Source organism: Aciduricibacillus chroicocephali, from assembly GCF_030762805.1.
Classification (GTDB): Bacteria; Bacillota; Bacilli; order Bacillales; family Amphibacillaceae; genus Aciduricibacillus; species Aciduricibacillus chroicocephali.
In genome coordinates, this window is sequence record NZ_CP129113.1 from 1,548,743 (window position 1) to 1,575,183 (window position 26,441).

The following is a 26,441-nucleotide window of genomic DNA, read 5'->3' on the forward strand; positions in this document are numbered from 1 at the left end:
TTACATACCCCCGTGTATTTTTAATGTCAAATCATTGTATGCTTGAAAGCTCTCCGGGTAAATGGCTGATTGCTTGTCCATCAAATAACGGATCGTTCTGCCTGAGGCCAACCAACATCCCTTTACCAAGTCTTCTCGGGCTACTTCACGAACTTCTTCAAGACCCGGGAAGTTGCGACCTGGTTCAATGTAGTCAGCAAGGAAAATAATCATTTCCAGCCGGCTCATATGTGGCCTTCCTGTCGTATGGTAGTGGACCGCGTTCAGAATCTCTGTATCATTGATACCGTGATTCTGCCTGATCATCAAGGCACCGACCGGACCGTGCCACAATTCATGATGATGAAGCAGAAGATCCTTAGGCAAATTACTCGTTTCAATCCATCTTTTCAAAAGTGATAGATCCATGCATTTCGCATAATCATGAAGCAAAGCAGCCAGTTCTGCACGTGCTTGATTCTCACCGAATATACTGGCAAGTTCCACAGCTGTTTCTGCAACCCGAAGTGTATGGTCAAAGCGTTTTTCAGTCATCAAGGGCTTGATGATCTCTTTTGCTTGTTCAACTCTCATAAAGCTGGTGCTCCTTTATAAACTGTATAACCTGGTCCGGCACCATATATTTTACTGACATGCCCTCTTTGATTCGCTTCCGAACCAATGTGGACGAAATATCAAATGCAGGAATGTTGACAAGGTGTACCGGGTAGACTGTTTCCACACTGTAGCCAGATCTGTTTACTCCAGCAAATTCAATCAACCTGCTTAACTCATCAATCTTATGCCACTTAGGCAAATAAGCAATCATATCTGCACCAATGATAAAATAAAATTGAGAATCAGGATGGTTCCTTTTCAATTCTTTCATCGTGTCAATCGTATATGAAGGCCCTGAACGCTCGAGTTCAATTCCATTCACTTTGAAATGACAATTTGATTGTATGGCAAGTTCTGTCATCCTAAGCCTCATTGGGGCCGGAGTTGCTGTAGACTTTTTATGAGGCGGCATTCCGGCTGGCAGGAACCAAATTTCATCCAGCTGCAATGCAGTCCTCACTTGTTCAGCTGCAAGCAGATGACCATTATGAGGCGGATCAAACGTACCTCCAAGTATGCCGACTTTCTTCATTAGAAGACCTACGGAAGAACGATTTCCTTATTTTCTTCAGATTCCTTGTAGAGAATGATCTGGTTCCCGATCACCTGTACAAGCTCTGCGCCTGTTCCTTTTGCAAGTGCCTCCGCTACCTCGTCTTTATCTTCAAGGCAGTTCTGCAAAATACTTATTTTAATGAGTTCACGCTTTTCAAGCGCCTCCCCAACCTGTTCGATCATATTATCATTTACACCGCTCTTTCCGACTTGAAAAATCGGTTTTATACGGTTTGCTTTTCCTCGCAAAAATCTTTTTTGTTTCCCTGTAAGCATCAAGATGCTCCTTCCAGAATCTTTTTTAACTGCATTGCAAGCTCTTCACATGGCACTTTATGGCCTGTCCAAATCTCAAAGGCGAGCTGAGCCTGATATAACAGCATCGTGTGACCATGATGCACGCGTGCCCCCAAAGAGGCTGCGTCGTGAAGGAATTTCGTTTCGAGCGGTTTATAGACAATATCGCTCGCAATCACATCTTGTTTTAGCTTGGTTGGACGTATTGGCGAAATCTCGCTTTCAGGTTCCATACCGACAGAAGTGGTCTGAATGATAATATCATATTGATCTAAATTCCGCTCTGCCTCCGCAAGCGACAATACCTCAGTCCGAGCTTCAGATGTAAGCTGGCTTATTTTCTCTGCACTGGTCAACGTACGATTCGCAATATCAATCATTTGGTAACCTGTTGCAGCAAGCGCATAATAAATGCCTCTTGCTGCACCACCAGCTCCAATCAGTAGGACCTTCTTCTGATCTCTATTTGCTATCAGATCAGGATAGGCCGTTTCCAGCGAGCGTACATATCCTGACCCATCGGTATTAAAACCAGTCAGTTTGCCATCCTCTATAAGCACTGTATTGACCGCACCCATTTTCTCCGCCTTGTCATCTATTCTGTCAAGAAACGGAATAATTGTTTCCTTATAAGGTACTGTTATATTGAACCCGCGAATGTCCGACTCAATGAACCCACTAATCCGATCCTCAAACGACTCTCCGGGCGCTATTTCGAATTTCTCATAGCTTCCGGATAAACCGGCCTCCCTCAAGAATTCATGATGAATCCAGGGGGAAAGCGAGTGTCCTAGCGGATAGCCGATCAGGCCGAGTTTGTATTCCATGACGTATTCCCCCCTTAAGCCTCTGACTTAAATTAACGAATTCCTCATTGAAACACGGACATGTTTTGGACTTGAAACGGAAACAGTTGCGTTTCCTTCAGTCAGGCTTACCCAACCAAGTCCGGGAAATACGATATCAGTCCGTCTGTCACCTACTTTGAAAGTGCTCTTCGTCAAAGGCGGCAACATTTCCAAAGACTCGGCATCCGGCGGAGCTAATAACTTCCCTGCATGCTCCTCATAAAGCGCATCTGCCTTTTCCAACTTTGTCCGGTGGATTGGCAATTCATTTGAAAAGTAACAGACGAAAGACTGCCGCTCACCTTTAATGAAATCAATTCTTGCAAGTCCGCCAAAATAAAGCGTCTGTTGTGCATTCAACTGATAGACACGCGGTTTGATTTCTTTCCTTGGCGTAATTAGTTTCAAATCTTCAGCAGAAACATAATGGGCCATCTGTTCACGGTTGATTAAACCCGGCGTATCAATAAGAGCCGTTTCGTCATCAAGCGGGATTTCAATGAAGCCGAGTGTTGTGCCCGGGAAATAAGATGTCGTGATAACCTGATCCTCCCCAGCAGACTGTTTAATAAGCCGGTTGATGAATGTCGATTTTCCGACATTTGTCGTACCAATTACATAAACATCTTTTCCGTCCCGCTCCACTTCAATCGCTTCCGATAGTTCATCGATCCCGATTCCTGACTTGGATGAAATGAGGAATACGTCTTTCACACGCATCCCCTGTTCCTTTGCTGCAGCTCGAAGCCAGTTCTCCAGTTTGTTCAGATTGGTCGACTTAGGCAGCAAGTCGACTTTATTTCCGACAAGGATAACCGGGTTGTTTCCAATAATACGGCCGAGGCTCGGAACCATGCTTCCGCTTGCATCGAATATATCAATCAGATGGACAATCAGACTGTCTGTCTCAGCTACAGAGCTAATCATTTTCAAGAAATCATCGTCTGTCAGATCCACGTCCTGGATTTCGTTATAATGCTTTAATCGGAAACAGCGCTTGCATAGTGGCTGTTCCTTTTCAAGAGAAGATGCGGGCGCATATCCAAGCGCATTCGGATCTTCAGTCTGCAGCTCAGCGCCGCAGCCGATGCAATAAACCGTTTCCTGCAATGTTATTCCTCCCAGTCAATCAAGCCTTTTTTTCTGAAATAGTTTAAAATTCGGCGCTCAATCATCCGGTTCATCCTCGTAATTCGGCCATCAGTCTGGACAATCGGCACTACGAGGACTGTATGGAATCCGGCTGAATTGCCACCGAGCACATCTGTGAGCAGTTGGTCGCCAATGACGGCAATTTTACGCTTATCGATGCCCATTTCTCTCGCCGCACGCTTGAATGACTTCGACAGCGGCTTGCGGGCACTGAACACATATGGTGTTCCGATCGGATCGCAAAAAAAGGATACCCTTTCCTTATTATTATTGGAAAGAACGGACACCTTGATTCCCTGCTCCTTCATTTTAGCAAACCATTCGATCACTTCCGGAGTAGCCGTGCGCGTATCCCAGGAAACGAGTGTATTATCAAGGTCTGTAATAACACCCTCGATCCCCTGCTCTTTCAATTTTTCAGGCGTAATGTCAAAAATACTTTTCACATGCGCACTTGGCAAAAAACGTTTCAGCAAAAAAACACCTCATTATCACATATAAATGCCGCAATGGGCACAGTTGTGTCCATTATTGTATGTTTCGAACTCAGTTCAATTGACTATTATACATGAAGAACAAGCTATTTCGCTACCATTGCAGCAAATGTGCAATCGACAATTGCTGATAAATCGTGCAATGATACTCGAAATGCGCCAAGATATTCAAAGAAACGTTCGACAAATTCCTTCCGTTTTCGCGATGTGGATAACTTCATTCACATGAACACCGTCCATAAACCGTTGTATAGCGAGGCATTCAAGGCTTTTACCCACAACTTATCTACAGACAATTGTGTGTATATCCCGGGTTGTTAAGCCAAGTCATTCGTGATAAATTAAACATATCGCAGGAATGAACGCGCTATTTAACGCTTCATGACGAAAACGGTAAAAGGAAAGGGGAATGGAGATGCAGCATTTGTCAGATGAACTATTGATGGAATCCTATCTGAAAGCCAAGGATCTGAATCTCAGTGCCGATTTCATTTCATTGATCGAAGAAGAGATACAACGCCGGCAAATAGAATTTCCCAGCAGTGTGACTGCTCACGAAAACAATGCTGTAACTTAAATGAATGTCCTGCCTGTGAATTGATAAGAAGAATATTCCTGACCTTTCCCCCATCTCCTATAGTAGGAGATGGGGTTTTGATTTTTGTCACTAATTATATCAGGGCAGGTATGATATTATATATAGAAACACGTCTGAATTTATGTTGCTCCCAAATCTATGAAAATCAGGCGGCTTGTCTGTTCCTTACAGACTTGTTCTTATACATATTAAAGGAGGCCTTTACCGCATGCTAATCACCATTTTGCTGCCTTTAATCGCAGCTTGTCTCGTCCCGGCACTGGCCCGGATGAAACAGCGAATCCATACAGGCTTATTTGTCATATGGATACCGGCGGCAATATTTATCTACTATGCCAGGATGATCGGCGGAAAATTCCAAGTACTGAACGAACATACACGCTGGATTCCATCTCTCGGCATCAATTTGGATTTCCATCTGGATGGCTTAAGCCTGCTCTTTACTTTGCTCATTTCAGGAATAGGTACACTTGTTGTCCTTTACTCCATCTTTTACTTGAGCCGAAACGAACAGCTGGGCCATTTTTATGTGTATTTGCTTATGTTCATGACCGCTATGCTCGGAGTCGTGCTTAGTGACAATGTATTCGTGCTTTATACATTCTGGGAGCTCACTTCAATATCATCATTTCTATTGATTGGTTACTGGCACCACAGAGAAAAATCCCGCTATGGCGCACTAAAGTCAATGCTCATTACAATTTTTGGTGGCTTGAGCATGTTTGGTGGTCTTATTCTCCTGTCAGTCATCACTGGAACAACAAGTATCCAAGGAATGATACAAAATAGCGCAGTCATTCTTGATAGTCCCTATTTACCGCTAGTCATAGGGTTTATCCTAATTGGAGCATTTACAAAATCCGCTCAATTCCCATTTCACATCTGGCTTCCAGACGCGATGGAAGCGCCTACACCTGTCAGCAGTTATCTGCACTCTGCGACAATGGTAAAAGCCGGGTTGTATTTGGTAGCCCGCTTCTTCCCGATATTCTCGCAATATGAATGGTTCGTCCTCATTGTAAGTCTGATCGGTATTATTACATTATGCTGGGGATCATACATGGCCGTGCGTCAGACAGATCTAAAAGCGATTCTCGCCTTCTCGACAATCAGTCAGCTCGGGATGATCATGTCTATGCTTGGTTTTGGGACAAAGATGGCTGTTTTCGCAGCATTATTCCACATACTCAATCATGCGACCTTTAAAGGGAGTCTCTTTATGATTGCGGGTGCAGTAGACCATGAAACGGGCACGCGGGATATTCGTAAGCTCGGCGGCCTCATGGCATTCATGCCTTATACGGCAGCTCTAGCGCTCTTTGGGACATTTTCCATGGCAGGCATTCCGTTGCCATTCCTTAATGGTTTCTATAGTAAAGAGCTTTTCTTTGAAACGACATTACACAATACAGCAGATAGTGGCACCTTCGCCAGCTGGCTGTTTACTGCAATTCCGTATCTCGCTGTGATAGGCAGTATTTTTACTTTTGCCTATTCTATGTACTTTTTCTTCGGAGTGTTCTTCGGCAAATATAAACCGGATGCCTTCGAAAAAAAACCGCATGAAACACCGCTCGGAATGCTCATTTCTCCGTTCATTCTTGTGCTCGGCATTATCCTGATCGGTCTCTTCCCGAACAGTGCTGTCGAAGGACTGCTCGTTCATGCAGCAGCAGCTGTCAGTGGAGAAAGCTATAAAACAGCTATACACTTCTGGCATGGGTTCAAACCGGCGTTCATTATGAGTCTCATCGTCGTAGTTGTCGGAACGATCATCATAGCGAGCAGGAATTATTGGAAGGGTATATATGACATACTTCCAGGCAAGTGGAGTCTAAACAAAGTATATGACAGGATTGTCGCTGGATTAAACCATTATACTGAGAAACTTACAAACTTCTATATGACAGGCTCAGTAAAGAATTATATGCTGCTTATTCTCAGTGCAACCATCCTTGGTACAATCGGGACGATGGTCCTTACAGATGGTATTCATATTTCACAAAAAGGCTTGGCACCTGTAACGATTATGGAACTATCGATTGTTCTGATCATGGTTGTAGCCGCTGTAGCAACAATCTTTGCGAATAACAACCTTGCCGCCATTCTTATCCTTGGAGTCGTCGGATTCGGAACTTCAATGCTGTTCATCATTTATCGTGCACCAGATTTGGCACTAACACAGCTTGTCATTGAGACAATTTCAATGGCACTGTTTCTATTAACCTTCTATCACCTGCCGAAACTGAAGAAAAGAGATGATTTAAAACGTGTGAAGATTACCAATCTGATCATCTCCATCGCCTTCGGGGCAATGCTTTCCTTAATTGGAATCATCAGTTTGAGCAGCGAATCATTTGGAAAAATTTCTGATTACTTCATTAATACATCCAAAACGGTTGGCGGCGGCAACAATATCGTCAATGTCATTCTTGTCGATATGCGTGGTTTCGATACATTATTCGAGATTTCCGTTCTTGGAATTGCTGCCCTTGCAATCTATGCACTTGTCCAATTCAATAGAAACAAGGGGGAGCGCTAGATGGAATTCATCATCTGCATACTTGCCGGCCTGCTCTTCGCTGCCGGCGTCTACAACATTTTGCAAAAGCAGATGCTGCGAATCATTATTGGAACGGGACTCATTTCACATGGTGCCCATCTTTTTATACTGACGATGGGCTGGCTGAAACGCGGCAACCCGCCGATTTTGACAGATGGCATCACTAAATATACTGACCCACTTCCCCAGGCTCTGATTCTGACTTCAATTGTTATCAGCTTCGGGATTACAAGTCTGATTCTCGTGCTCGCCTACAGAACGGCGAAAGCGAACGATACAGACAATATGGAAGAACTGCGAGGAACCGAAAATGAGTAACCTGGCCGTACTGCCAATTGTTCTGCCGCTCGCTGCGGCAATCATACTGGCTTTTACCCATAAAAAAATCGGACTTTCCCGCATACTGGCACGAATCTTCTCTATAATCTATGCAGGATTTGCTAGTGTGCTTTTATGGAGAGTGCTTACTACTGGAAGTGTCATATTGGAATTGGGCGGCTGGAAAGCACCATACGGTATCGTATTGGTAGCTGACAAACTGTCTGTCCTGCTCATTTGTACGACAGCCATTGTAGTAATCGCCTGTACTTTCGCATCAGGCTTTGTCGGCAAGCAGATGGAATATCATTATTTCCATGCTTTTTTCTACTTTTTAATCACGGGGATTTCAGGAGCTTTTCTAACAGGCGATCTGTTTAACCTGTTTGTATTCTTTGAAGTACTGCTCATGGCCTCTTATGCTCTAATCACACTTGGAGGAAAACGTGTGCAGCTCCGTGAATCGATGAAGTATATGCTGATCAACCTGTTCTCTTCTGTCTTATTCGTAACAGCGATATCGTTCCTATATTCCGTTGTAGGAACGGTGAATATGGCTCAAATTGCAGAACGTGTTCAAGATGTTCAGCAAACAGGTATACTAACGACGATTGCAGTTCTGCTATTCTTCGTTTTCGCGACAAAAGCAGCACTGTTTCCGCTTTATTACTGGATGCCGAATCCTTACATTACGCCGAATCCGGTCATTTCTGCCTTATTTGGCGCTCTGCTTACAAAAGTCGGTATCTACTCTATACTGCGAGTCTTTTCCCTAATCTTTATTTACAGAATGGATCTGACTCACACAGCATTTATTTGGATTGCGGGGCTTTCCATGCTGTTCGGCATCGCAGGTGCATTGTCCACGCATAACGTAAAATTGATCATCGCCTACAATATTATTCCGGCGATCGGTTTTATACTCCTTGGTATCGGAGTATTCAACGGTGACAGCCTGACTGGTTCTGTTTATTATCTGACTCATGACATGCTGATAAAGACAGCACTGTTCTTAATAGTCGGAGCGATTGTTTATGTTACCGGGACGTCCGACCTTCGTAAAATGGGCGGACTTATCCATACATATCCGCTCCTTGGCTGGCTGCTCTTCATAGCTGCCTTTGTCCTTGCTGGCATTCCGCCATTTAGCGGGTTCATCAGCAAATTGCTGCTGCTTAAAGGAGCTTTTAAAAATGGTGACACGGTCATAATCATCGTCTCCCTTTTAACAAGCCTGCTTATTCTATATTCAGTCATGCGAATCTTCATCCAAGGATTCTGGGGCGAGAAGAAAGATTACGGTCCTAAAAAGAAAACAGCCTTTCTCACAGGGCCTGTCATCCTGCTTCTAGCTGGTTCAATTGCACTCGGAATCGGTGCTGAACTATTCTTGCCGTATATGCAAAGCATTTCAGATTATCTGTTGAATCCAAGTGACTATATCAATTCTGTGTTAAAGGAGTAGGTGAAAATGCCGTTTCAAATTATCATCCATTTGATCATCGCTTTCATGTGGATGCTGCTCAATGAATCTTATACAGGATCGAGCTTCATTGCCGGTTATCTCATTGGCGCAGTGCTTCTCTTCCTGATGAGACGGTTCTTGCCGGGGTCCTTTTATTTACGGCGTCTCTTCATGGTTCTTGGGTTGATCATCCTGTTTATAAAGGAATTGATCTTATCCAACATCGACATTGTAAAGCTCGTATACAAACCGAGACTGAAAGGAAAAGTCGAACCTGGTATTTTCGCCTACCCGACCGAGTTAAAAAAAGAATGGGAAATTGCCTTACTGGCGAACCTCATTACATTAACTCCTGGTACACTGTCAGTTGCACTCTCAGATGACCACTCAATCATCTATATACATGCAATGCATATCGATACCGAGGAAGAAGCAATTCAATCTATTAAAAACACGTTTGAAAAAGCAATTTTGGAGGTGACACGATGAACGATTTACTTCTGCTCACCGAAAAAGTTATGCATATAGCCGTCTCCATCAGTGTTATCGGAATTTCAATCTCATTGCTGTTGCTCCTTTACAGAGTGATGATTGGACCGACAAATCCAGACAGAGCAGTCGGTCTTGATCTGATTGGAATTAATCTGATGGGAATTGCGGCTCTTGCGGCAATCATGCTTGCATCCGATAAATTGAACGACGTCATCTTGCTCATTGGAATCCTTTCCTTTATAGGAACTGTCGGGATTTCCAAATATCTTGAAAAGGGTGTTCTCATTGACAGAGACTTTGATTGATATCATCTCCAACATCGCTACAATCGTGCTTCTGCTCAGCGGAACCTTTTTCATAATCTCAAGTTCAATCGGTGTATTGCGTTTCCCCGATGTGTTCACAAGGCTCCATGCAGCTACGAAAGCATCAACACTTGGCATTGCCAGTGTACTGGTCGGCACCTTCATCTATCTCTATGCAGAGTACCATGTCGTGAGCGGGAAGCTCATCTTGGCCATACTGTTCATTTTTCTGACGAATCCAGTATCCGGTCATATGCTTTCACGCGCAGCTCACGGGAGAGGCATCAAACCAATCATACACAACCGCAAAGATGCTTATGAAGATGCCATTAAAAAATCCGAATAGACAAAACGGCCCGCACAAAAAGTGCGGGTCGTTTTAATTTGGACAAACACAGCGGACAAGCAGCCTGCATACAATCATATATGGGCAAAAGGCCAAAACATCTGATCTGGGAGGTAATCGATTGTCAGTTCTGCTAACTGCTTTGTCGTTTGTTGTGAAAGAAATGGTCATGTTCGCTTCTTTTGTAAAGAACCAGGTTTTCCCCCAGCCCCTCTCTTCAGCAGATGAAGCTATGTATTTGAAAAAATTGCAGGAGGAAAACTGTCAGGATGCACGTAATAAACTTATTGAACATAATTTGCGGCTCGTTGCACATATCGTTAAGAAATTCGACAATACCGGAGAAGACTCGGAAGATTTAATTTCCATTGGCACAATCGGCCTGATTAAAGGTGTAGAGAGCTTCAAATCCGGAAAAGGGACGAAGCTCGCTACATATGCCGCTAGATGTATTGAAAATGAAATTCTCATGCACTTACGAAGCCTTAAGAAACAGAAGAAAGATGTTTCCCTTCATGACCCGATCGGCCATGATAAAGAGGGTAATGAAATCAGTCTAATAGATATACTGGAAGCAGAAACAGAAAATATTATCGAGTATATCCAGAAAAGCATGGAGATCGAACAGATGCATGAATTCCTCAAAATATTGGATTCTCGTGAAAAAGAAGTGATTCTCTATCGCTATGGCCTTGGCGGTGAAGATGAGCTGACACAACGTGAGATTGCGAAAAAGCTCGATATCTCAAGAAGTTATGTTTCCAGGATTGAAAAGCGTGCGCTTATGAAAGTGTTGCGCGCTTACTACAAACTTGAGAAAAATGAGTAAAACAAAAAGGAAGACACCTGTTCAGCAGGCGTCTTCCTCTTGTATTTTTCTTCTGATTTTATAAGCCTTCAGCAGAAATACCATTGCTGAAACTGCAAATCCAATTGAAAGCAGGGCGTACTTCGTTCCCCCTGCAGCATGTCTTATATAAATTTGAATGAGCGTACCGATATAAAAGTAGACGCCCATTACAATCAAAGTTCCTGCGAAGCGGTTATAGTCTCTCAACTTTGCCATGAGCTGTTCACCAGTTTCTTTCATGGGACATCCCTCCGCAACCATTGTAACATGGAATAAAGGCCGTTATCTTTGGGAACTTTTGGCTTCCTTCGCTGCCATACTGACTACACGAATAATAAGTTCTGCAGCATTTCTGCCTGCTTTGATAATAAATTCGTCAAAAGTAACGGCAGATTCTTTGCCCGCAATATCAGATAGTGCCCGAATGATGACAAATGGAATATTGTACTGCCAGCATACTTGTGCAATTGCCGCTGCTTCCATCTCTGCTGCAATCATATTAGGGAATTTTTCACGAGCAAACGCAACGCGTGCCGGGTCTGCCATGAATGTATCGGCAGTAGCAATAAGTCCGACTTCATAGCCAAGATCTATTGATTTCACTGCTTCCTCAGTCATTTCAATCAATTTCGTATCAGCAGCGAAGACTTCAGGCATGCCTGGTACTTGTCCATATTTATAGTCAAACGCAGTCACATCGACGTCATGATGTACTACATTTTCGGAAATAACGAGGTCACCAACCTCAAGCTTACTGCTAAAGCCCCCCGCAGATCCTGTATTGATGACAAAGTCCGGTGCAAAGCGTTCTGCGAGAATAGCTGTTGCCATAGCAGCATTCACTTTCCCGATTCCCGACTTCAAAAGAACAACATCCGCACCTTCAAGTTTACCGCTAATAAACTGGCAATTGGCGACATCCTGCTCCTTTTTGTCTGTCATACGTCCTTTCAGCAGTTCCACTTCTTCTTCCATTGCCCCAATAATACCAATCATTTGTCTTCCCCCATATCTGTTTATCTGTAACGATATTGCTGATCGTTCTTTTTAAGCTCTTCTACTTTGACTGGTTTCCAGCCTTTGCCGTCAACCCATTCCAAATTGACACGATATGTTTTATTTTCATTTGATTTGCTTGAAACAGTCGCTTGAACTTGCTGCTCGCCATGACGGCCGATCCACCAAGTTGTCATGCTGGAAAGACCTGTCGCTTCTTTAATCGCTTTTTCCATTTCAAGACGGTCTTGTGAACCATCGTTGTAGTTCGTCGTATGACTTCCACTTTGATCTGTGCCAATTGGCTTCCAATTAGCTGTATATGCCTTTTTGACATTACCGTCTGAAGGCTCGGCTTTTTCCTTCTTCAATTTATCTTTCTTCTTATCTTTTTTCTTGTCATCTTTTTTCTTATCTTTTTCTTTATCTTCTTTTTCTTTATCAGATTTCTCTTTATCTTTTTCTTCCAAAGTCATCTTCTCATTCTGCGTTTCCTTAGCCGCAGTCTGTTGCTCTTTATTAGCTTGTTTTTCCGCCTGGTCCTTGTTTGCCTTTGCTTGGGTGTTCTCTGTCTTCTGATTGGCAGTCTCTGTCGCAGCCTGTTCGCGCTGCTTAGATGCTTCGCTGTCACTGAATACAAAAATACCAATTAGAAATACGAGAAGTACACTGGCAACGATGACGAGTACGGATATCAGTCTTGTAAGTTTCCTTTTCTGTTCAAATTTATTGAGCCTGGAGCCACGATTTTGGTCCATGTAAGTCCCTCCTTCATCGTTATTCCCCATTATACTATAATCCGGATAATTTTCATTTGCGAAAAGAATTTTTTAAGCAAAAAGCCGACATGTTAAGCATGCCGGCCTTTTCTCAAGCTTATTTATTTACTGTACTTTAATAATTTTTACTTCAATATCCCCACCAGGAGTCGGTACATTCACGACATCTCCTGCTCCCTTTCCAATGATTGCCTGTGCCATTGGTGAGTCGTTGGAGATTTTCCCTTCAAATGGATCTGCTTCTGCAGAACCGACAATTCGATAAGTCTCTTCATCGCCATCTGGCATCTCAATGAATGTAACAGACTTACCAAGACTAACAATGTCCGGATTGCTGTTATCATCTTCAATGATGACAGCATTGCGGATCATTGATTCAACCTGGGCAATACGTGATTCAACGAATGCCTGCTCATCTTTAGCCGCATCGTATTCTGAGTTCTCGGAAAGGTCACCGAAATCACGAGCAATCTTAATACGCTCAACAACTTCCTGGCGACGGTCCGTTTTTAAGAATTCGAGTTCATCTTCCAGTTTCTTTTTACCTTCTTCAGTCATGTAATAGCTTTTTTCAACAGCCATCGGACAGCACTCCTTCTCATAGAACAAAAAAACAGCATGATTGCCATGCGTGCTTTTTGTTTTTTTATAATTTTGGATGTATGGATTCTATTCATATAATCATACAGATTTGCGTGCAATTTACAATACTTTTGCTCGCCATATTCAGAAAAGTTTGATGCTTGATGCTACCCCGTCACCAATCGGCATAATGACAGTACTGTAGGATGAATGGTGCATAAGCATTTCATTGTAGAGTTTCAGCTTCTTCACCATATTTTTAAACTTCTTTGGCACCTCACTGTCATCCGCTACATATCCTCTGAAAAGCACATTGTCCGTGACGATTAGACCGCCTTTTGGTACAAGGGCATGAGCCAGTTCAAAAAACTTTCCGTATTGACCTTTTGCCGCATCAATAAAAACGAAATCAAACCGTTCCCCGTCTTGAACGAATTTTTCCATCTGTTCAAGTGCATCTCCGAAGATAAGATGAATTTCCTTTTCCTTGTCTAGCCTTTTAATATTCCTGACAGCCTCATCATACCGCACTTCGTCTCTCTCCATCGTCACAATCTGTGCATCAGGGCAGACTTTATTCATCTTAAGTGCAGAATAGCCGATTGCTGTACCGACTTCAAGAATCCTTTTTGGCTGATGAAGACGGAGCAGCTGCTGAAGATACTCGATTCCGAGCGGCTCCATAATCGGGACATGATGCTCGAGTGCATATGCTTCAAGCTCTGCTTCCCACTCACTGCTTGTCTCCAGCAAAGATTCCAAGTATTCATTTGTCATTTCTATCATTTGTTCAATCCTCTGTTTCAGCTCATTTAATATACTGCTGTTTCAGCTTAAGATGTTCATCAAAGTCTTTAGCGAAATGAACTTTTCCTTCTTCATCATGAAGAAAATATAGATAATCGGTTTTTGCCGGCTCAATCGCTGCTTCAAGGGCACTCTTGCCGAAATTGGATATCGGTCCGACCGGAAGACCTTTCACTTTATATGTATTATAAGGTGATTTCACTTCCAAATCTTTGAAATAGACTTTCTCCTTATGCTTACCAAGCGCATAAAGTACTGTCGGGTCCGTCTGTAACGGCATGCCTTCTTTAATACGATTGTAGAAAACGCCCGCTATTTCTTTACGTTCTCCGCTCGTACCAGTTTCCTTCTCGACAACTGAAGCCATCGTAGCAATCTGATGCAAGCTCATGCCACTCTTCTTAATCTCATCCTGATAAGGCCCAAACTCTTTATCAGATGTTTTAACAAGACGCTCAATTACCATTTCTGGCGTAGTGCTGACACGATTGAAATCATAAGTCGCTGCAAAGAGATAACCTTCCAGTGGTGTGCGAAGTTTTTTGTTCAGAATATCCTTCTTCAACAGGTTCGGGTATTTATCCATCAGGGTAGCTATGAATTCAGGATCATTCGCTTTTGTGAGAAAATCTTCTTTTGTGAATTGCATCCTCTTCGCGAAAATATCCGCAATCTCATCAACTGTCATTCCCTCTGGTACCGTAACTCTATAAGCAGGCCCTGCGACCGAGTATCCCCGTTTCAAGGAAGTCGTGATCTCATTCAGTGTCATTGCAGGAGTGAATACATATTCACCTGCCTTAAAACCTGTTTCTTTTTTAGCTTTCGTATAAAATCTGAATACACGCGCATCTTTGATAACGCCTTTTCCTTCCAGAATGCTGCCAATAGAAGCAGCACTTGAGCCTCTCGGAATCTCAACTGTAACTCTTTTGTTACTCCCCGGCTGTACTGGCTGAAGCGCCGATTTTATGTATAGATATCCTGAAATGCTGCCAATAAGAACTATTACTGCAATGGCTAGCACCATAATTAAAACTATTTTTTTCGTTTTCCTGCCGTCATGCGACCCGAAGCCGCCTTCTCGATCCGACATAGGGCAAATCCCCCCATTCATCGTAAAACATACTTGTCCTAAAGCTTCATATAGCAAAAAGGAAAAGCCGCGAGTCGCAAGGACCCTTGGCTTTATCCTTTTTGACAATTAGGACAGTTCGTCTTCTTCAATTAATGTATTAAGAACTTCTTCGACCATTTCCCACTCTTCATCCGATTCAATCGGGAATAGAGCTAGGTCATCTTCTTCAGATTCCGCTTCTTCATAACGGAAAGCATATACTTCCACTTCTTCATCATCCTCTGCCTCTGCAGGGACAAGTGCGATATAAGTCTGGTTGTTCTCTTCTACATCAAAAGTATAGAGAACTTCAAATAGATGCTCTTCACCATTTTCATCAGGGATGATAATACGTTCGTTTTCTTCTAGTGCCATTGTAAAACGCCTCCTATTTTCTCGAATCAAGATAGCCTTGCAAAATCATGTTTGCAGCCATTTTATCTATTACTTTTTTGCGCTTCTTCCTGCTAAGATCTGCTTCAAGCAGGACTCGCTCGGCAGCCATCGTTGTGAGACGCTCATCCCAGAGGATCGCTTTGATGCCATATTTTCTTTCCAAACGGTTTGCAAAGATGCGGGAGGCCTCGCCACGCGGTCCAATCGTGCCATTCATATTCTTTGGCAGACCGACAACAGCAAGCTCAACTCCATGTGTGTTGATGATTTCCTCCAACTCCTCATCAGCCGTGGACATATCTGATTCATTCCAATGTATAGTCGTAAGCCCCTGGGCCGTCCAGCCGAGCTCATCGCTCAGCGAGACGCCAATTGTTTTGGAGCCTACATCCAGTCCCATGATTTTCATTGATTCTCCCGTTTCTTTGAATCGAGATAAAATTTAACAAGCTCCTCAATAACTTCATCTCTCTCAACTTTTCGTATCAGATTGCGGGCATCCTTATGCCTCGGTATATAAGCAGGATCGCCTGAAAGCAGATAACCGACAATCTGGTTGATCGGGTTGTAGCCTTTCTCACTCAACGATTCATGCACTGAAAAGAGAATCTTCTCTATATCCTGTTCGAATGGCTCTTCTGAGAAGTTAAACTTCATTGTTTTATCAATAAAGCTCATCAACAACACCCCGTTCCATACTTTGCCTTCTTTTACCCCATTCTAACATGTTTGCATCAATTATTATATCTTTTTGCGGATATAAAAGCGAATGTCATCCATTGATTATGTCTGAGACATACTGTTTCGCACTTTCAAGCGCTTCACCGATTTTAGAAGCATCCTTGGCACCAGCTTGAGCCATGTCCGGACGTCCACCGCCGCCGCCGCCACATATTGATGCAGCCTGTTTGATCAGATTGCCCGCATGGAACCCCTGTCCAGTCAACTCTTTGGAAATACCAGCTGCGAATTGGACTTTTCCGTCATTCGCTGCAGCGAGCAAGACGATTGCTGGTTCTAGCTTAGCTTTCAAATCATCAACCATATTACGCAATTGGTTCATATCTTTCGCATCAACTTGTTCTGCAAGCAGCTTCACATCTCCGAAGCTTACCGCTTTATCAACAATACCTGATGCTTCAAGGTTTGCCAGTTTTGCAGCAAGTGATTCATTTGTTTTGCCAAGTGAACGAATTTCATCAAACTGGGCTGCAATGCGTTCAGGTACTTTTTCATCAGTTGTCTTGAGAGCAGCTGCTGATTTAGCAAGCACATTCAATTTACCAGTTGTCCATTCATAAGCGAATTGTCCAGTGACTGCTTCAATTCTTCGGGTACCTGCACCAATTCCTGATTCGGAAACAATTTTGAATATGCCGATTTCAGAAGTGTTGTAAACATGGCAACCGCCGCAAAGCTCAAGGCTGTAATCGCCAATCTGTACTACACGTACGATATCACCATATTTTTCGCCGAACAATGCCATGGCACCCATCTGCTTCGCTTCATCAATTGGTTTTAAATCGATTTGTAAAGAGATTCCTTCCCAAATCTTTTCGTTAACGATCTGTTCAATCTGCGCAAGTTCTTCTTCCGTAATCGCATTGAAGTGGCTGAAGTCAAAACGCAGGCGATCTGGTGTTACAAGGGATCCTGCCTGGTTAACATGCGCACCGAGTACGTCCTTCAATGCCTGATGAAGCAAGTGCGTTGCTGTATGGTTTTTTACGATGTTCGTACGGAAACGCTTATCTACAAGCGCACGTACTGTATCACCAGCAGATACTTTTCCTTCTTCAATGACGACTGTGTGCATGTTTTGGCCTTTTGGCGCCTTCTGAACATCTTTAACATATGCTTTGAATCCATCAGCGTACAAATAGCCGTTATCAGAGATCTGTCCACCACTCTCAGCATAGAAAGGTGTCTTTTCAAGGAATAAGAGAACTTCATCACCTGCCCCAGCATGATCAGCGACTTCACCATCACGGACGATTACAGACACTTTTGTTTCGATATCCTTGTTTTCATAACCTACAAACTCGCTCTGAGCATCAATTTTCATCAATACTTCATCCTGGACACCCATTGACTCAGACTGCTGGCGGGCACTGCGGGCACGCTCACGCTGTTTCTCCATTTCAGCTTCGAAACCTGCCTCATCGACTGTGAAGCCTTCTTCAGCAACGTATTCTTCAGTCAGCTCTTTCGGGAACCCATATGTGTCGTAAAGACGGAACGCTTCTTCTCCAGGGAAGATGCTGTTGCCTTTTTCGCGTTCTTTTTTCATGATGGACGTAAGCATTTCCAATCCGTCATGCAATGTTTCATGGAAACGTTCTTCTTCTGTCTTGATAATCTTCTCAATGTAGTCTTTCTGGTCAATAACATTTGGATAGAAGTCCTTCATGATGTTGCCGACAGTATCGACAAGCTTGTACATGAACGGCTTATCAATGCCAATTTCCTTCGCGAAACGAACGGCACGGCGCAACAATCTTCTTAGAACGTAACCGCGACCTTCATTAGAAGGAAGAGCATGGTCAGCAATTGCAAAAGAAACAGTACGAATATGATCAGCAATTACACGATAGGCGCGATCGTGAACTTCTGATTTACCATAATTCACATTTGCAAGTTCCTGTGTCTTTTCAATAATAGGCATGAACAGATCTGTATCAAAGTTCGTCGGCACTTCTTGAATGACGGATACAATTCGTTCCAGACCCATCCCTGTATCAATGTTCTTCTGCGGAAGCGGAGTATACGTGTCATCCGGGTTATGGTTGAACTGTGAGAACACAAGATTCCAGATCTCTAGATAGCGTTCGTTCTCTCCACCTGGGTACAATTCAGGATCGTCCGGGTCATTACCAAGGCTCTCACCGCGATCATAGAAGATTTCCGTATTCGGACCACTAGGGCCTTCACCGATGTCCCAGAAGTTCTCTTCAATGCGGATGATCCGCTCTTCAGGAATCTTAATATCATTGAGCCAGATATCATATGCTTCGTCGTCCTCCGGGTGAACCGTTACAGATAGCTTCTCAGGATCAAAGCCAATCCATTTGTCGCCTGTAAGGAATTCCCAAGCAAATTCAATTGCTTCTTTTTTAAAGTAGTCTCCAATTGAGAAATTCCCCATCATCTCAAAGAATGTATGATGGCGCGCTGTGAAGCCTACATTCTCAATGTCATTCGTGCGGATTGATTTCTGTACATTGCAAAGACGCGGATTCTCAGGGACAATCGTACCATCGAAATATTTCTTAAGTGTTGCAACACCACTGTTGATCCAGAGCAAAGTCGGATCATCTTTCGGGACGAGTGAAGCGCTCGGTTCAATATGATGCCCTTTTTCCTCAAAAAATTGCAAAAATAGCTTTCTAACTTCTGCTGATGTCATTTTTTTCATTCGTTGAACCTCCTATATGTAAAAATAAAAAACCCGTCTCTGCCTGAAGCAGGGACGAGTTTTGAAATCGCGGTACCACCCTAATTATGGACAGTTTTCGTCCGTCCATCACTTAACCATTGTAACGGCTGGTCGCCGGCGGGTATTAGCCGCACTCGGGCCGAGCTTTCTGCGAGTTGCACATCCGGAATCCCTTTCAGCCTTGGGGAAACCTCTCTTGTCTGTCAATTGAACAAGTTTCGCATACTTATGGCCTTCTTCGTATTACTCATATCAACTATGCGATATTATATTAATGGACTCGACATCATTTGTCAATCTTTCCGTATGTCTTAAGCTGCATAAACGATGTATGAATAATCGTAAGCAGTGGTACTGCAATGACCATCCCGATGATCCCGCCTATTTCTCCCCCGAGTAGCAATGCAAACAGGATTGCTACCGGATGAATCCGAACGGACCTTCCCATAATGAAAGGCGACAGGAGATTGCTCTCTATTAGCTGAATCCCAAAGACCGATATAAGTACATAGACGATAAGCTTCGGTGACATGCTGAGCGCAATTAGTATTGCTGGAGCTGCTCCAATAATTGGACCGAAATACGGAATCAAGTTCGTAAAGCTCATGATGATTGCAAGCAAAAGTGCATAGTCTAAGTGCAGGAAGGAAAACACGATATAGGTGGCAATCCCGACAAACAAGCAAACGAGCGCTTGTCCGCGCAAATAATTACCGAGACTGTCATCTGTAGCGCGTACAATAATTCCTGCCTGTCCATGATATCGATCCGGCAGTAGTTTCTTGAAAAATCCACGAATCAAATCATAGTCTTTCAAAAAGTAAAAAACGAGTACAGGAATGACAGTTAGGAAAATGATCAGATCGAATATTTTCGTAAAACCGCCAGCCCATTTTCCGAGCATTTGCTCCATTGCTGACTCAGCTTTCAGGAACAGTTCATCAAGCTGTCCGTGTACAGCATCCGGCAAAAATGATGTTGATGCATAAAGCCTTGCAGTCAAATCACGATACATATTGGATAATTCGGGCAGCTGATCCCGAAGTTCCGCCAATTGCCTGATTACTGCCGGGTATAACTGATAGCAAAGTGTTCCGATACTTGCAAAGAACACGAGATAAACGATTAGAATTGCAAGCCCCTTTGGGATTTTCCACTTATATAGCGCCCCAATGATCGGTTCAAGCAAATATGCGATGAGGGCTGCTACAAAGAAAGGAGCCAGAATCCGCCATATAAATGCCAGGACAGTCTCATATAGAGGATATAACAGAAATAGAAGGTAAATGATGACAAGGCCAAGTATTGTAAGCAATGCAAGGCGCAACAGCTGGTTGGTCCGTTCTCTGCCCGGCATCATCGGTTAGTTTCCTCAACTATAATTCTACTGAACCTGCCAAGCATCTTCATTCTGCCCATCAATCAGGTCATTTATTGCCGTCAAAGTCCCGTCCGATTCAACTTGGTATATTTCGAGTTTTCCATTATTATCTGCAATTTCAATAAAACAATGCCAGCAATAGAATTGATTTTCGGCAATTCTTCCAAGGTCGATACTGTTGCAATTCGGGCAGCGCATCATGGTCAAAACTCCTTGTTTTCAAAGATTTTATCCATAATGGTCGCCAGAATTTGCAAATTGTATACATATTACATGAAATCATAGGGTGAAAGTGAAGGATCTTCGTCAAGTATCTCCATTTCCGTACCATCTTCAAGTTCAACTGTTGCAATCAGTTCCCCCTCTGCTGCAACAACAGCAGATGATTCTTCCTTGCCAAACCGGATCAGAAGCTTCTCTTTAAGACTCGTATAACGGCTATTCGTATCAATCGTCCGGATTCCCCTCATGAAAGCCTCGGATTCACCGCAAATGATAAGAGTCTGCTTGCTTCTCGTAATCGCCGTATAAAGAAGATTTTTTTTCAACATGCGTGTATAGGAAAATGCGACCGGCAAGATAACATTTGGAAACTCACTGCCTTGCGATTTATGAATTGAGATGCAATAGGCATGCATCAGATTTCCGTAATCCGGACGCTCATAAACAACTTCCTTATCATCAAAAGCGACTACAATCTGCTCTTTCTTTTCCGTATTCTCATTCGCCCTGAAAATCGCTACAATTTCTCCAATATCACCGTTGTACACGCCATCTTCAGGCTGATTAACGAGTTGAAGCACTTTATCGCCAATCCGGAAAATCACTTCCATAAACTTGACTTCCCGCTTCTTCTCGGCCGGTGGATTGATCAATTCTTGCAATGTTTTATTAATAATATTGATTCCAGCCTGGGATCTGTAAATCGGCGCAAGTACCTGCAAGTCACGAGTATCCATCCCCTTGGCGACAGCCCGCTGGAAAACTTGTGTAACAACACTTACTACATCCCCCTCGCGGCATGGGATAAAGCTGAAATCTTTTGCATTTGCAAGACTTTGCGGTGTCAGCGTGTCATGCTTAATTTCATGAGCAAGCTGGATGATTTTGGATCCCTCTTTCTGACGATATACTTCATCGAGCGTCACAGCGGGGATCATCTCGCTCTGCAAGAGGTCTGTCAGCACCTGGCCAGGACCGACTGATGGAAGCTGATCTTCATCTCCAACGAGAAGAACTTGCATATCCTTTGGAATTGCCCTAAACAGATTATGCGCAAGCCAGATGTCGACCATTGAGAACTCATCAATGATAAGCAGTTTGCCGGAAAGCGGCTCATCCTGATCTTTGCCAAATCCAGAATGACCATCCCAGCCAAGCAGTCGGTGAATTGTCGTTGCAGGCAGCCCTGTTGATTCCTGAAGCCGTTTTGCAGCACGGCCTGTAGGAGCACAGAGTATGAATGGATACTCTTCCTTCGTCTCATAATATTCGGGGTCTAGCTCCAGTTCATGCGCCGCAGCATAAGCTTTCAAGATACCTTTGACAACGGTCGTTTTCCCCGTACCCGGACCGCCAGTGAGAATCATAACCTTTGAGTGGAGAGCTTTTTCAATCGCGTTGAATTGCTCTTTGCCGTAACTGAGTACTTCTGTTTCTTCAATATCTCCGATCATTTGCAAAAGTTCAGCATCTGGAAGCGAGAATTCAAGCTCCTCCCGCATAATCCGTTCCATATGTGAACAAAAGCGATCTTCAGCATAATAAAGTGATGGCAGATAGCAGCGCTCTTCCTGAATGATGACCGTTTTCTCTGCATTCAGTCTTCTCAATTGTTCAATGATTTTTTCAGAGGTAAGGTCTGGTGTCTGTAAAAGTTCAAGAATCCGCTCCGTACATTCATCAAGCGGCAAATAAACATGTCCTTCCGAAGAACTTTTTTGCAAAACGAACATGCACCCGGCACCAATGCGGTTCGGATGATCAGCAGCAAGGCCATTTTGTCTCGCAATATTGTCCGCAGTCTGAAAACCGAACCCTTCAATATCGTAAACAAATCTGTAAGGATCCTTATCAAGCAGCTCTACAGCCTCCTCACGATATTGCTTGTAAATCTTCTGGGCAAGCTTAAGGCCGATATCATGTTTGGATAAATAGATGACTACCCGCTCGAATCCCTGATTCTCCCGAAGTGTACGCGCAAGGCCTCTTGCCGTATCCTCCCCGAGGCCGGGAACCTCTTTCAATACATCTTCGTTTTGCAAAATCTTCTCAATCGCATTCATGCCGAGATGTCGGATGATTTTCTGTGCAGTCTTCAAACCGACACCGAAAAAAAGGTCGCTCGCCAAATACTCAGCAAGCCCCTCCTCTGTGTCAGGTATGAATGTCTGGTAACGTTCGACCTGATACTGCATACCAAATTTGGCATGGGTAATAAGCCTGCCGAAAAACATATATGTTTCACCAGGCTGGAGACCTGCAATATAGCCTTTGACAACGATGTCCTTTTCGTTAATGTCTTCATTCGTCTCAATGACCCTGATTTTCGCAATTGCGAATTGCTCGGCCTCATTCTGAAAAATCGTATGCAGCCATTCCCCTTTGATGAACCGCTCGTTTCCCTGTTCAGTTGATTGCATTTCTAAAGCCATGAAAAACAACCTTTCTATTACTGCGCCGCTTAAGGAAGCAGTTCTTTCGCCTGCATTGCAAGTTTATGATCACTTTGGTATGCGAGTACCTGTTCGAACATCTGTGAAGCTTGTTCATAGTTTCCAGAATGAGCATAGAGCACTCCGAGATTATAAAGCGCATCACAATGTTTTCGATCAGTCTCCAATATTCCTCGGAAGACCTTCTCCGCCTCATCCTTAAATCCTGTTTCCGCAAGCACCATGCCATATTTCAATGCCGCTTCAAGGTCTTTAGGATCTTTTTCTAAAGCTGTCTGGAAATACGGAATAGACAATGCAGTCTGACCTGTCCGCATAAGACTTACTCCGAGCATATAATACGCGGATCCGTCGTTAAGACCATTGCGGATCGACTGCTCAAAAGCCTGGCAAGCGAGATCATGAGCGGCATTCATGGCATGGACAGTACCGAGTCCATACCATGCAGTCGCCATATCAGGAACAAGTGTCAAAGCTTGCCTAAAGCAGCTCACAGAATCGGAGTAAGACCCTGTCCTCGCAAGCAAATTACCAAGGTTCGTCCAGCCAATTGCGTTTAAAGGGTCTTTTTCCAATTCCGTAACGAGCTCTTTACTCGCTCCTTCAAGGTCATGTGCCGCTAGAGCTTTTAGAAGCTTGTCTTGTCCTTCGTTTGAATCAGCCAACATAATCAAGTACCTTACCGTTTTTAATAATTGTATCAATCGTCCCTCCGCCAAGACATACTTCCCCGTCGTAGAATACGACAGCTTGTCCCGGCGTGATCGCACGCTCCGGTTCATCGAAAATGACACGAGCAGTTCCGTCATCATTTCGGATCACTTTCACACCGCTATCTTTCTGGCGATAGCGGAATTTAGCCGTACATGCGAATTCTTCTTGAAGCTGACCTTCATTAATCCAGTTGATATCGGTCGCAAGAAGTTCATCAGAATACAAATAGTCATTATGATAACCTTGTTCAACGTACAGAATATTATCATTAATATTCTTGCCAACGACGAACCAAGGGTCTCCCGGACCACCGATACCAAGTCCCTGTCGCTGTCCAAGCGTATAGTACATGAGGCCATCATGGCGGCCTTTCACAACACCATCCATCGTCTGCATTTCACCAGGGTTTGCTGGAAGATAACTGCCAAGGAACTCTTTGAAGTTACGTTCACCTATGAAGCATATACCTGTTGAATCTTTCTTGTTCGCAGTTGCTAGATTATGCTCGGCTGCTATTTTTCGAACTTCAGGCTTTGGCAAATGACCAAGCGGGAACATCACTTTTTCCAGAACCTCACTGGAGAGCTGATTAAGGAAGTAAGTCTGATCCTTGTTATCGTCTGCACCACGAAGCATTTCTACTCTGCCGTCTTCTGTACGGCGAACTTGTGCATAGTGACCTGTTGCCACATAATCCGCCCCAAGTGAAAGTGCATGCTCAAGGAAAGCTTTGAATTTAATTTCCTTGTTGCACATGACATCAGGATTCGGTGTGCGGCCTTTTTTATATTCATCAAGGAAATAAGTAAAAACTTTATCCCAATATTCTTTTTCAAAATTCACGCCATAATACGGAATGCCGAGCTGGTTGGCGACACGTGCCACATCTTCATAATCTTCTGTAGCCGTACAAAATCCTTCATCATCTGTGTCGTCCCAGTTTTTCATAAAAATACCGACGACATCATACCCCTGCTCTTTAAGTAAAAGCGCAGCAACTGAAGAGTCTACACCACCGCTCATTCCGATTACGACTCGAATATCTTTATTGTCTATCATGGTGTTCACCGCCTTTTCGCAAGCCTGCGGACTATTTTTGCTATTCTTCCAGCCGCTTCAGCAGCCTGTTCTTCTGTATTTAGGGAACCGAAACTGAATCTAACCGAGTTCTTTGTTCTCTCATCTTCTGTACCGAACATTGCAACAAGAACGTGTGACGGTTCATGCGAGCCGGCTGTACATGCACTGCCGCTCGCAGCAGCAATACCCGACAAATCAAAATTGACAAGCAGCTGTTCAACATTTGTACCTGGGAATGAAATATTCACAGTACTTGGAATCAGTTCATCCAGATTACCGTTTACGCTGTATTCAATTTCTTCTTCGGTCAGTCTTTTTATAAAAGTGTCTCTGCATGAACGGTATTTCGCTCTGTTTTCAGCACGATGTGCCGCAGCTAGTTCAACAGCTTTCGCAAGACCGGCAATTCCAGGCGTATTCTCCGTACCGGCACGGTGTTTCCTCTCCTGCTCCCCACCGTAGGATAGAGGTGCAAATGCCACATTCTCTCCAGCATAGAGGAAACCAATTCCTTTCGGGCCACTAATTTTATGTCCAGAAACGGACAGAAGATCGATGCCGAGCTCTTTAACATTTATTTCAAATGTCCCGAATGCCTGAACCGCATCGACATGGAAATATGCCCCATGGTCTTCTAAAATATTGCTGAGTTCAGTTATAGGCTGAATAACCCCTGTCTCATTGTTCGCAAACATAATAGAGACTAGAATCGTATCGTCCCGTAATGCAGCTTTCAGATCATCCGGCGAGACAGTCCCTGTTTCCGAAACGGGCAAATAGGTAACGTCGAACCCTTCCGTTTCAAGGAATTGAGCAGCATGCAGAATCGCATGATGCTCAGCTGTAGTCGTAATGATATGCTTACCGCGAGCCTTGTTCTTCAACGCTGTTCCGATCAAGGCGAGATTGTCCGATTCGGTACCGCCGCTCGTAAAAATAATTTCTTTTTCTTTTGCTCCGATTGCGTTTGCAATCACTGCCCGCGCATCGTCAAGAAGCTTGCGCGCATTGCGCCCGAAAGAATGGATGCTGGATGGATTGCCAAAAGCGTTCAGGGACGCTTCATTCATCGTTTCCAGCACTTCTTTCGAGATTGGAGTTGTCGCCGCATGATCTAGATAAATCTGTTCCATCTCAATAATCCCGTCCCTGTAGCAAATTTGAATTTATTCTTTAAATATAGAACATATAGGACTCTCTCGGTTCGTCGTCACCATAGTGAACGAGATCATCCAAAGTCGTTGTATCAAGTACATCCTTAACTGCATCACGGATGCGAATCCAGAGCGCCTGTTTTGCCGGTTCTTCATCCTCGATGCCTTCTACAGGTGTGATCGGCCCTTCCAGGACACGGATGATGTCTCCCGATGTAATTTCTTTCGGGTCTTTTGCAAGCACATAGCCGCCATAAGCACCTCGGATACTGCGGATCAAACCCGCATTTCTGAGCGGAGCCGCCAATTGCTCTAGATAATGCTCGGAAAGGTCATTCTCCCGGGCGATTACTTTCAGTGAAGTCGGTCCCTCTCCGAACTTTCTTGCAAGTTCAATCATAATCGTAAGGCCGTATCTGCCTTTAGTCGATATCTTCATTATTA

32 protein-coding genes are annotated in these 26,441 nt (G+C 43.8%); 8 read left to right on the forward strand and 24 right to left on the reverse strand.

The genetic code is table 11. The features are described 5' to 3' along the window. The 7 genes from yqeK to QR721_RS08210 form a co-directional block, all read right to left on the reverse strand. The gene (yqeK, locus tag QR721_RS08180; protein WP_348025818.1) at positions 1 to 573 is read right to left on the reverse strand and encodes a bis(5'-nucleosyl)-tetraphosphatase (symmetrical) YqeK; all 573 of its coding nucleotides are present in this window, start codon (positions 571 to 573) and stop codon (positions 1 to 3) included. Continuing rightward, positions 563 to 1,129 carry a nicotinate-nucleotide adenylyltransferase gene (locus QR721_RS08185; RefSeq protein WP_348025820.1) on the reverse strand — a complete coding sequence of 189 codons (567 nt, stop codon included), beginning with the start codon at positions 1,127 to 1,129 and terminating at the stop codon, positions 563 to 565. Before QR721_RS08185 ends, yqeK begins: the two co-directional genes overlap by 11 nt. An 8-nt stretch (positions 1,130 to 1,137) precedes the next feature. Next, on the reverse strand, positions 1,138 to 1,428 hold the full coding sequence (yhbY, locus tag QR721_RS08190; protein WP_348025822.1) for a ribosome assembly RNA-binding protein YhbY: 291 nt from the start codon (positions 1,426 to 1,428) through the stop codon (positions 1,138 to 1,140). Beyond that, positions 1,428 to 2,276: a shikimate dehydrogenase gene (gene aroE / locus QR721_RS08195; RefSeq protein ID WP_348025824.1), complete on the reverse strand. Its 849-nt coding sequence runs from the start codon at positions 2,274 to 2,276 to the stop codon at positions 1,428 to 1,430. Before aroE ends, yhbY begins: the two co-directional genes overlap by 1 nt. 27 nt (positions 2,277 to 2,303) lie before the next feature. Then, complete coding sequence (gene yqeH / locus QR721_RS08200) at positions 2,304 to 3,407, reverse strand: ribosome biogenesis GTPase YqeH (RefSeq protein WP_348025826.1); 1,104 nt, start codon at positions 3,405 to 3,407, stop codon at positions 2,304 to 2,306. 2 nt (positions 3,408 to 3,409) lie between these two features. Continuing rightward, the gene (locus QR721_RS08205; RefSeq protein ID WP_348025828.1) at positions 3,410 to 3,925 is read right to left on the reverse strand and encodes a YqeG family HAD IIIA-type phosphatase; all 516 of its coding nucleotides are present in this window, start codon (positions 3,923 to 3,925) and stop codon (positions 3,410 to 3,412) included. Positions 3,926 to 4,029: 104 nt separating this feature from the next. Next, positions 4,030 to 4,164, reverse strand: a complete 135-nt coding sequence (locus QR721_RS08210) for a hypothetical protein (RefSeq protein ID WP_348025830.1) — start codon at positions 4,162 to 4,164, stop codon at positions 4,030 to 4,032. Positions 4,165 to 4,358: 194 nt separating this feature from the next. On the opposite strand from QR721_RS08210, the gene sda reads away from it, so the two are divergent. The 8 genes from sda to sigK all read left to right on the forward strand — a co-directional run bounded on the left by sda (position 4,359) and on the right by sigK (position 10,859). Beyond that, positions 4,359 to 4,520 (forward strand): sporulation histidine kinase inhibitor Sda, encoded by a 162-nt coding sequence (gene sda, locus QR721_RS08215; RefSeq protein ID WP_348025832.1) that lies wholly within the window; start codon positions 4,359 to 4,361, stop codon positions 4,518 to 4,520. Between the two features lie 229 nt (positions 4,521 to 4,749). Continuing rightward, positions 4,750 to 7,083 carry a Na+/H+ antiporter subunit A gene (locus tag QR721_RS08220; protein WP_348025834.1) on the forward strand — a complete coding sequence of 778 codons (2,334 nt, stop codon included), beginning with the start codon at positions 4,750 to 4,752 and terminating at the stop codon, positions 7,081 to 7,083. Beyond that, complete coding sequence (locus QR721_RS08225; RefSeq protein WP_348025836.1) at positions 7,084 to 7,422, forward strand: Na(+)/H(+) antiporter subunit C; 339 nt, start codon at positions 7,084 to 7,086, stop codon at positions 7,420 to 7,422. Beyond that, positions 7,415 to 8,887: a Na+/H+ antiporter subunit D gene (locus QR721_RS08230; protein ID WP_348025838.1), complete on the forward strand. Its 1,473-nt coding sequence runs from the start codon at positions 7,415 to 7,417 to the stop codon at positions 8,885 to 8,887. The genes QR721_RS08225 and QR721_RS08230 overlap by 8 nt, the downstream gene beginning before the upstream one ends. A 6-nt stretch (positions 8,888 to 8,893) precedes the next feature. After that, the gene (locus tag QR721_RS08235; protein ID WP_348025840.1) at positions 8,894 to 9,376 is read left to right on the forward strand and encodes a Na+/H+ antiporter subunit E; all 483 of its coding nucleotides are present in this window, start codon (positions 8,894 to 8,896) and stop codon (positions 9,374 to 9,376) included. Further along, positions 9,373 to 9,684: a Na(+)/H(+) antiporter subunit F1 gene (locus QR721_RS08240; protein WP_348025842.1), complete on the forward strand. Its 312-nt coding sequence runs from the start codon at positions 9,373 to 9,375 to the stop codon at positions 9,682 to 9,684. The genes QR721_RS08235 and QR721_RS08240 overlap by 4 nt, the downstream gene beginning before the upstream one ends. Then, on the forward strand, positions 9,656 to 10,030 hold the full coding sequence (gene mnhG, locus QR721_RS08245; RefSeq protein ID WP_348029815.1) for a monovalent cation/H(+) antiporter subunit G: 375 nt from the start codon (positions 9,656 to 9,658) through the stop codon (positions 10,028 to 10,030). Before QR721_RS08240 ends, mnhG begins: the two co-directional genes overlap by 29 nt. Positions 10,031 to 10,151: 121 nt before the next feature. Then, positions 10,152 to 10,859, forward strand: a complete 708-nt coding sequence (gene sigK / locus QR721_RS08250) for an RNA polymerase sporulation sigma factor SigK (RefSeq protein WP_348025844.1) — start codon at positions 10,152 to 10,154, stop codon at positions 10,857 to 10,859. Between the two features lie 21 nt (positions 10,860 to 10,880). Here sigK and QR721_RS08255 read toward each other — a convergent pair whose 3' ends face one another. The 17 genes from QR721_RS08255 to cymR form a co-directional block, all read right to left on the reverse strand. Continuing rightward, positions 10,881 to 11,120 carry a YrhC family protein gene (locus QR721_RS08255; RefSeq protein ID WP_348025846.1) on the reverse strand — a complete coding sequence of 80 codons (240 nt, stop codon included), beginning with the start codon at positions 11,118 to 11,120 and terminating at the stop codon, positions 10,881 to 10,883. 42 nt (positions 11,121 to 11,162) lie between these two features. Further along, positions 11,163 to 11,876 (reverse strand): 5'-methylthioadenosine/S-adenosylhomocysteine nucleosidase, encoded by a 714-nt coding sequence (gene mtnN / locus QR721_RS08260; RefSeq protein WP_348025848.1) that lies wholly within the window; start codon positions 11,874 to 11,876, stop codon positions 11,163 to 11,165. Between the two features lie 20 nt (positions 11,877 to 11,896). Beyond that, complete coding sequence (locus QR721_RS08265) at positions 11,897 to 12,634, reverse strand: YrrS family protein (RefSeq protein WP_348025850.1); 738 nt, start codon at positions 12,632 to 12,634, stop codon at positions 11,897 to 11,899. A gap of 126 nt (positions 12,635 to 12,760) precedes the next feature. Beyond that, positions 12,761 to 13,237, reverse strand: coding sequence for a transcription elongation factor GreA (greA, locus tag QR721_RS08270; RefSeq protein ID WP_348025852.1), 477 nt, complete (start codon positions 13,235 to 13,237; stop codon positions 12,761 to 12,763). A gap of 144 nt (positions 13,238 to 13,381) precedes the next feature. Next, the gene (locus QR721_RS08275) at positions 13,382 to 14,023 is read right to left on the reverse strand and encodes an O-methyltransferase (protein ID WP_348025854.1); all 642 of its coding nucleotides are present in this window, start codon (positions 14,021 to 14,023) and stop codon (positions 13,382 to 13,384) included. A 22-nt stretch (positions 14,024 to 14,045) separates the two neighbouring features. After that, positions 14,046 to 15,140 (reverse strand): endolytic transglycosylase MltG, encoded by a 1,095-nt coding sequence (mltG, locus tag QR721_RS08280; RefSeq protein WP_348025856.1) that lies wholly within the window; start codon positions 15,138 to 15,140, stop codon positions 14,046 to 14,048. A 108-nt stretch (positions 15,141 to 15,248) separates the two neighbouring features. Next, the gene (locus QR721_RS08285; RefSeq protein ID WP_348025858.1) at positions 15,249 to 15,536 is read right to left on the reverse strand and encodes a DUF1292 domain-containing protein; all 288 of its coding nucleotides are present in this window, start codon (positions 15,534 to 15,536) and stop codon (positions 15,249 to 15,251) included. Between the two features lie 13 nt (positions 15,537 to 15,549). Next, on the reverse strand, positions 15,550 to 15,966 hold the full coding sequence (gene ruvX, locus QR721_RS08290; protein ID WP_348025860.1) for a Holliday junction resolvase RuvX: 417 nt from the start codon (positions 15,964 to 15,966) through the stop codon (positions 15,550 to 15,552). Continuing rightward, positions 15,963 to 16,235 carry an IreB family regulatory phosphoprotein gene (locus QR721_RS08295; protein WP_348025862.1) on the reverse strand — a complete coding sequence of 91 codons (273 nt, stop codon included), beginning with the start codon at positions 16,233 to 16,235 and terminating at the stop codon, positions 15,963 to 15,965. The genes ruvX and QR721_RS08295 overlap by 4 nt, the downstream gene beginning before the upstream one ends. A 94-nt stretch (positions 16,236 to 16,329) precedes the next feature. After that, a complete protein-coding gene (gene alaS, locus QR721_RS08300) occupies positions 16,330 to 18,972 on the reverse strand; it encodes an alanine--tRNA ligase (RefSeq protein ID WP_348025864.1) in 2,643 nt (880 codons plus the stop codon). 307 nt (positions 18,973 to 19,279) lie between these two features. Further along, a complete protein-coding gene (locus QR721_RS08305) occupies positions 19,280 to 20,353 on the reverse strand; it encodes an AI-2E family transporter (protein WP_348025866.1) in 1,074 nt (357 codons plus the stop codon). Positions 20,354 to 20,377: 24 nt separating this feature from the next. Beyond that, on the reverse strand, positions 20,378 to 20,575 hold the full coding sequence (locus QR721_RS08310) for a hypothetical protein (RefSeq protein ID WP_348025868.1): 198 nt from the start codon (positions 20,573 to 20,575) through the stop codon (positions 20,378 to 20,380). Between the two features lie 68 nt (positions 20,576 to 20,643). Beyond that, positions 20,644 to 23,028, reverse strand: a complete 2,385-nt coding sequence (gene recD2 / locus QR721_RS08315) for an SF1B family DNA helicase RecD2 (RefSeq protein ID WP_348025870.1) — start codon at positions 23,026 to 23,028, stop codon at positions 20,644 to 20,646. A 29-nt stretch (positions 23,029 to 23,057) separates the two neighbouring features. Continuing rightward, entirely contained in the window at positions 23,058 to 23,753 is a 696-nt protein-coding gene (locus QR721_RS08320) for a tetratricopeptide repeat protein (RefSeq protein ID WP_348025872.1), read from the reverse strand. Beyond that, positions 23,707 to 24,822: a tRNA 2-thiouridine(34) synthase MnmA gene (mnmA, locus tag QR721_RS08325; RefSeq protein ID WP_348025874.1), complete on the reverse strand. Its 1,116-nt coding sequence runs from the start codon at positions 24,820 to 24,822 to the stop codon at positions 23,707 to 23,709. The genes QR721_RS08320 and mnmA overlap by 47 nt, the downstream gene beginning before the upstream one ends. A 5-nt stretch (positions 24,823 to 24,827) precedes the next feature. After that, positions 24,828 to 25,976: a cysteine desulfurase family protein gene (locus QR721_RS08330; RefSeq protein ID WP_348025875.1), complete on the reverse strand. Its 1,149-nt coding sequence runs from the start codon at positions 25,974 to 25,976 to the stop codon at positions 24,828 to 24,830. 40 nt (positions 25,977 to 26,016) lie between these two features. Beyond that, positions 26,017 to 26,436 (reverse strand): cysteine metabolism transcriptional regulator CymR, encoded by a 420-nt coding sequence (cymR, locus tag QR721_RS08335; RefSeq protein ID WP_348025877.1) that lies wholly within the window; start codon positions 26,434 to 26,436, stop codon positions 26,017 to 26,019. Positions 26,437 to 26,441 lie beyond the last annotated feature (5 nt).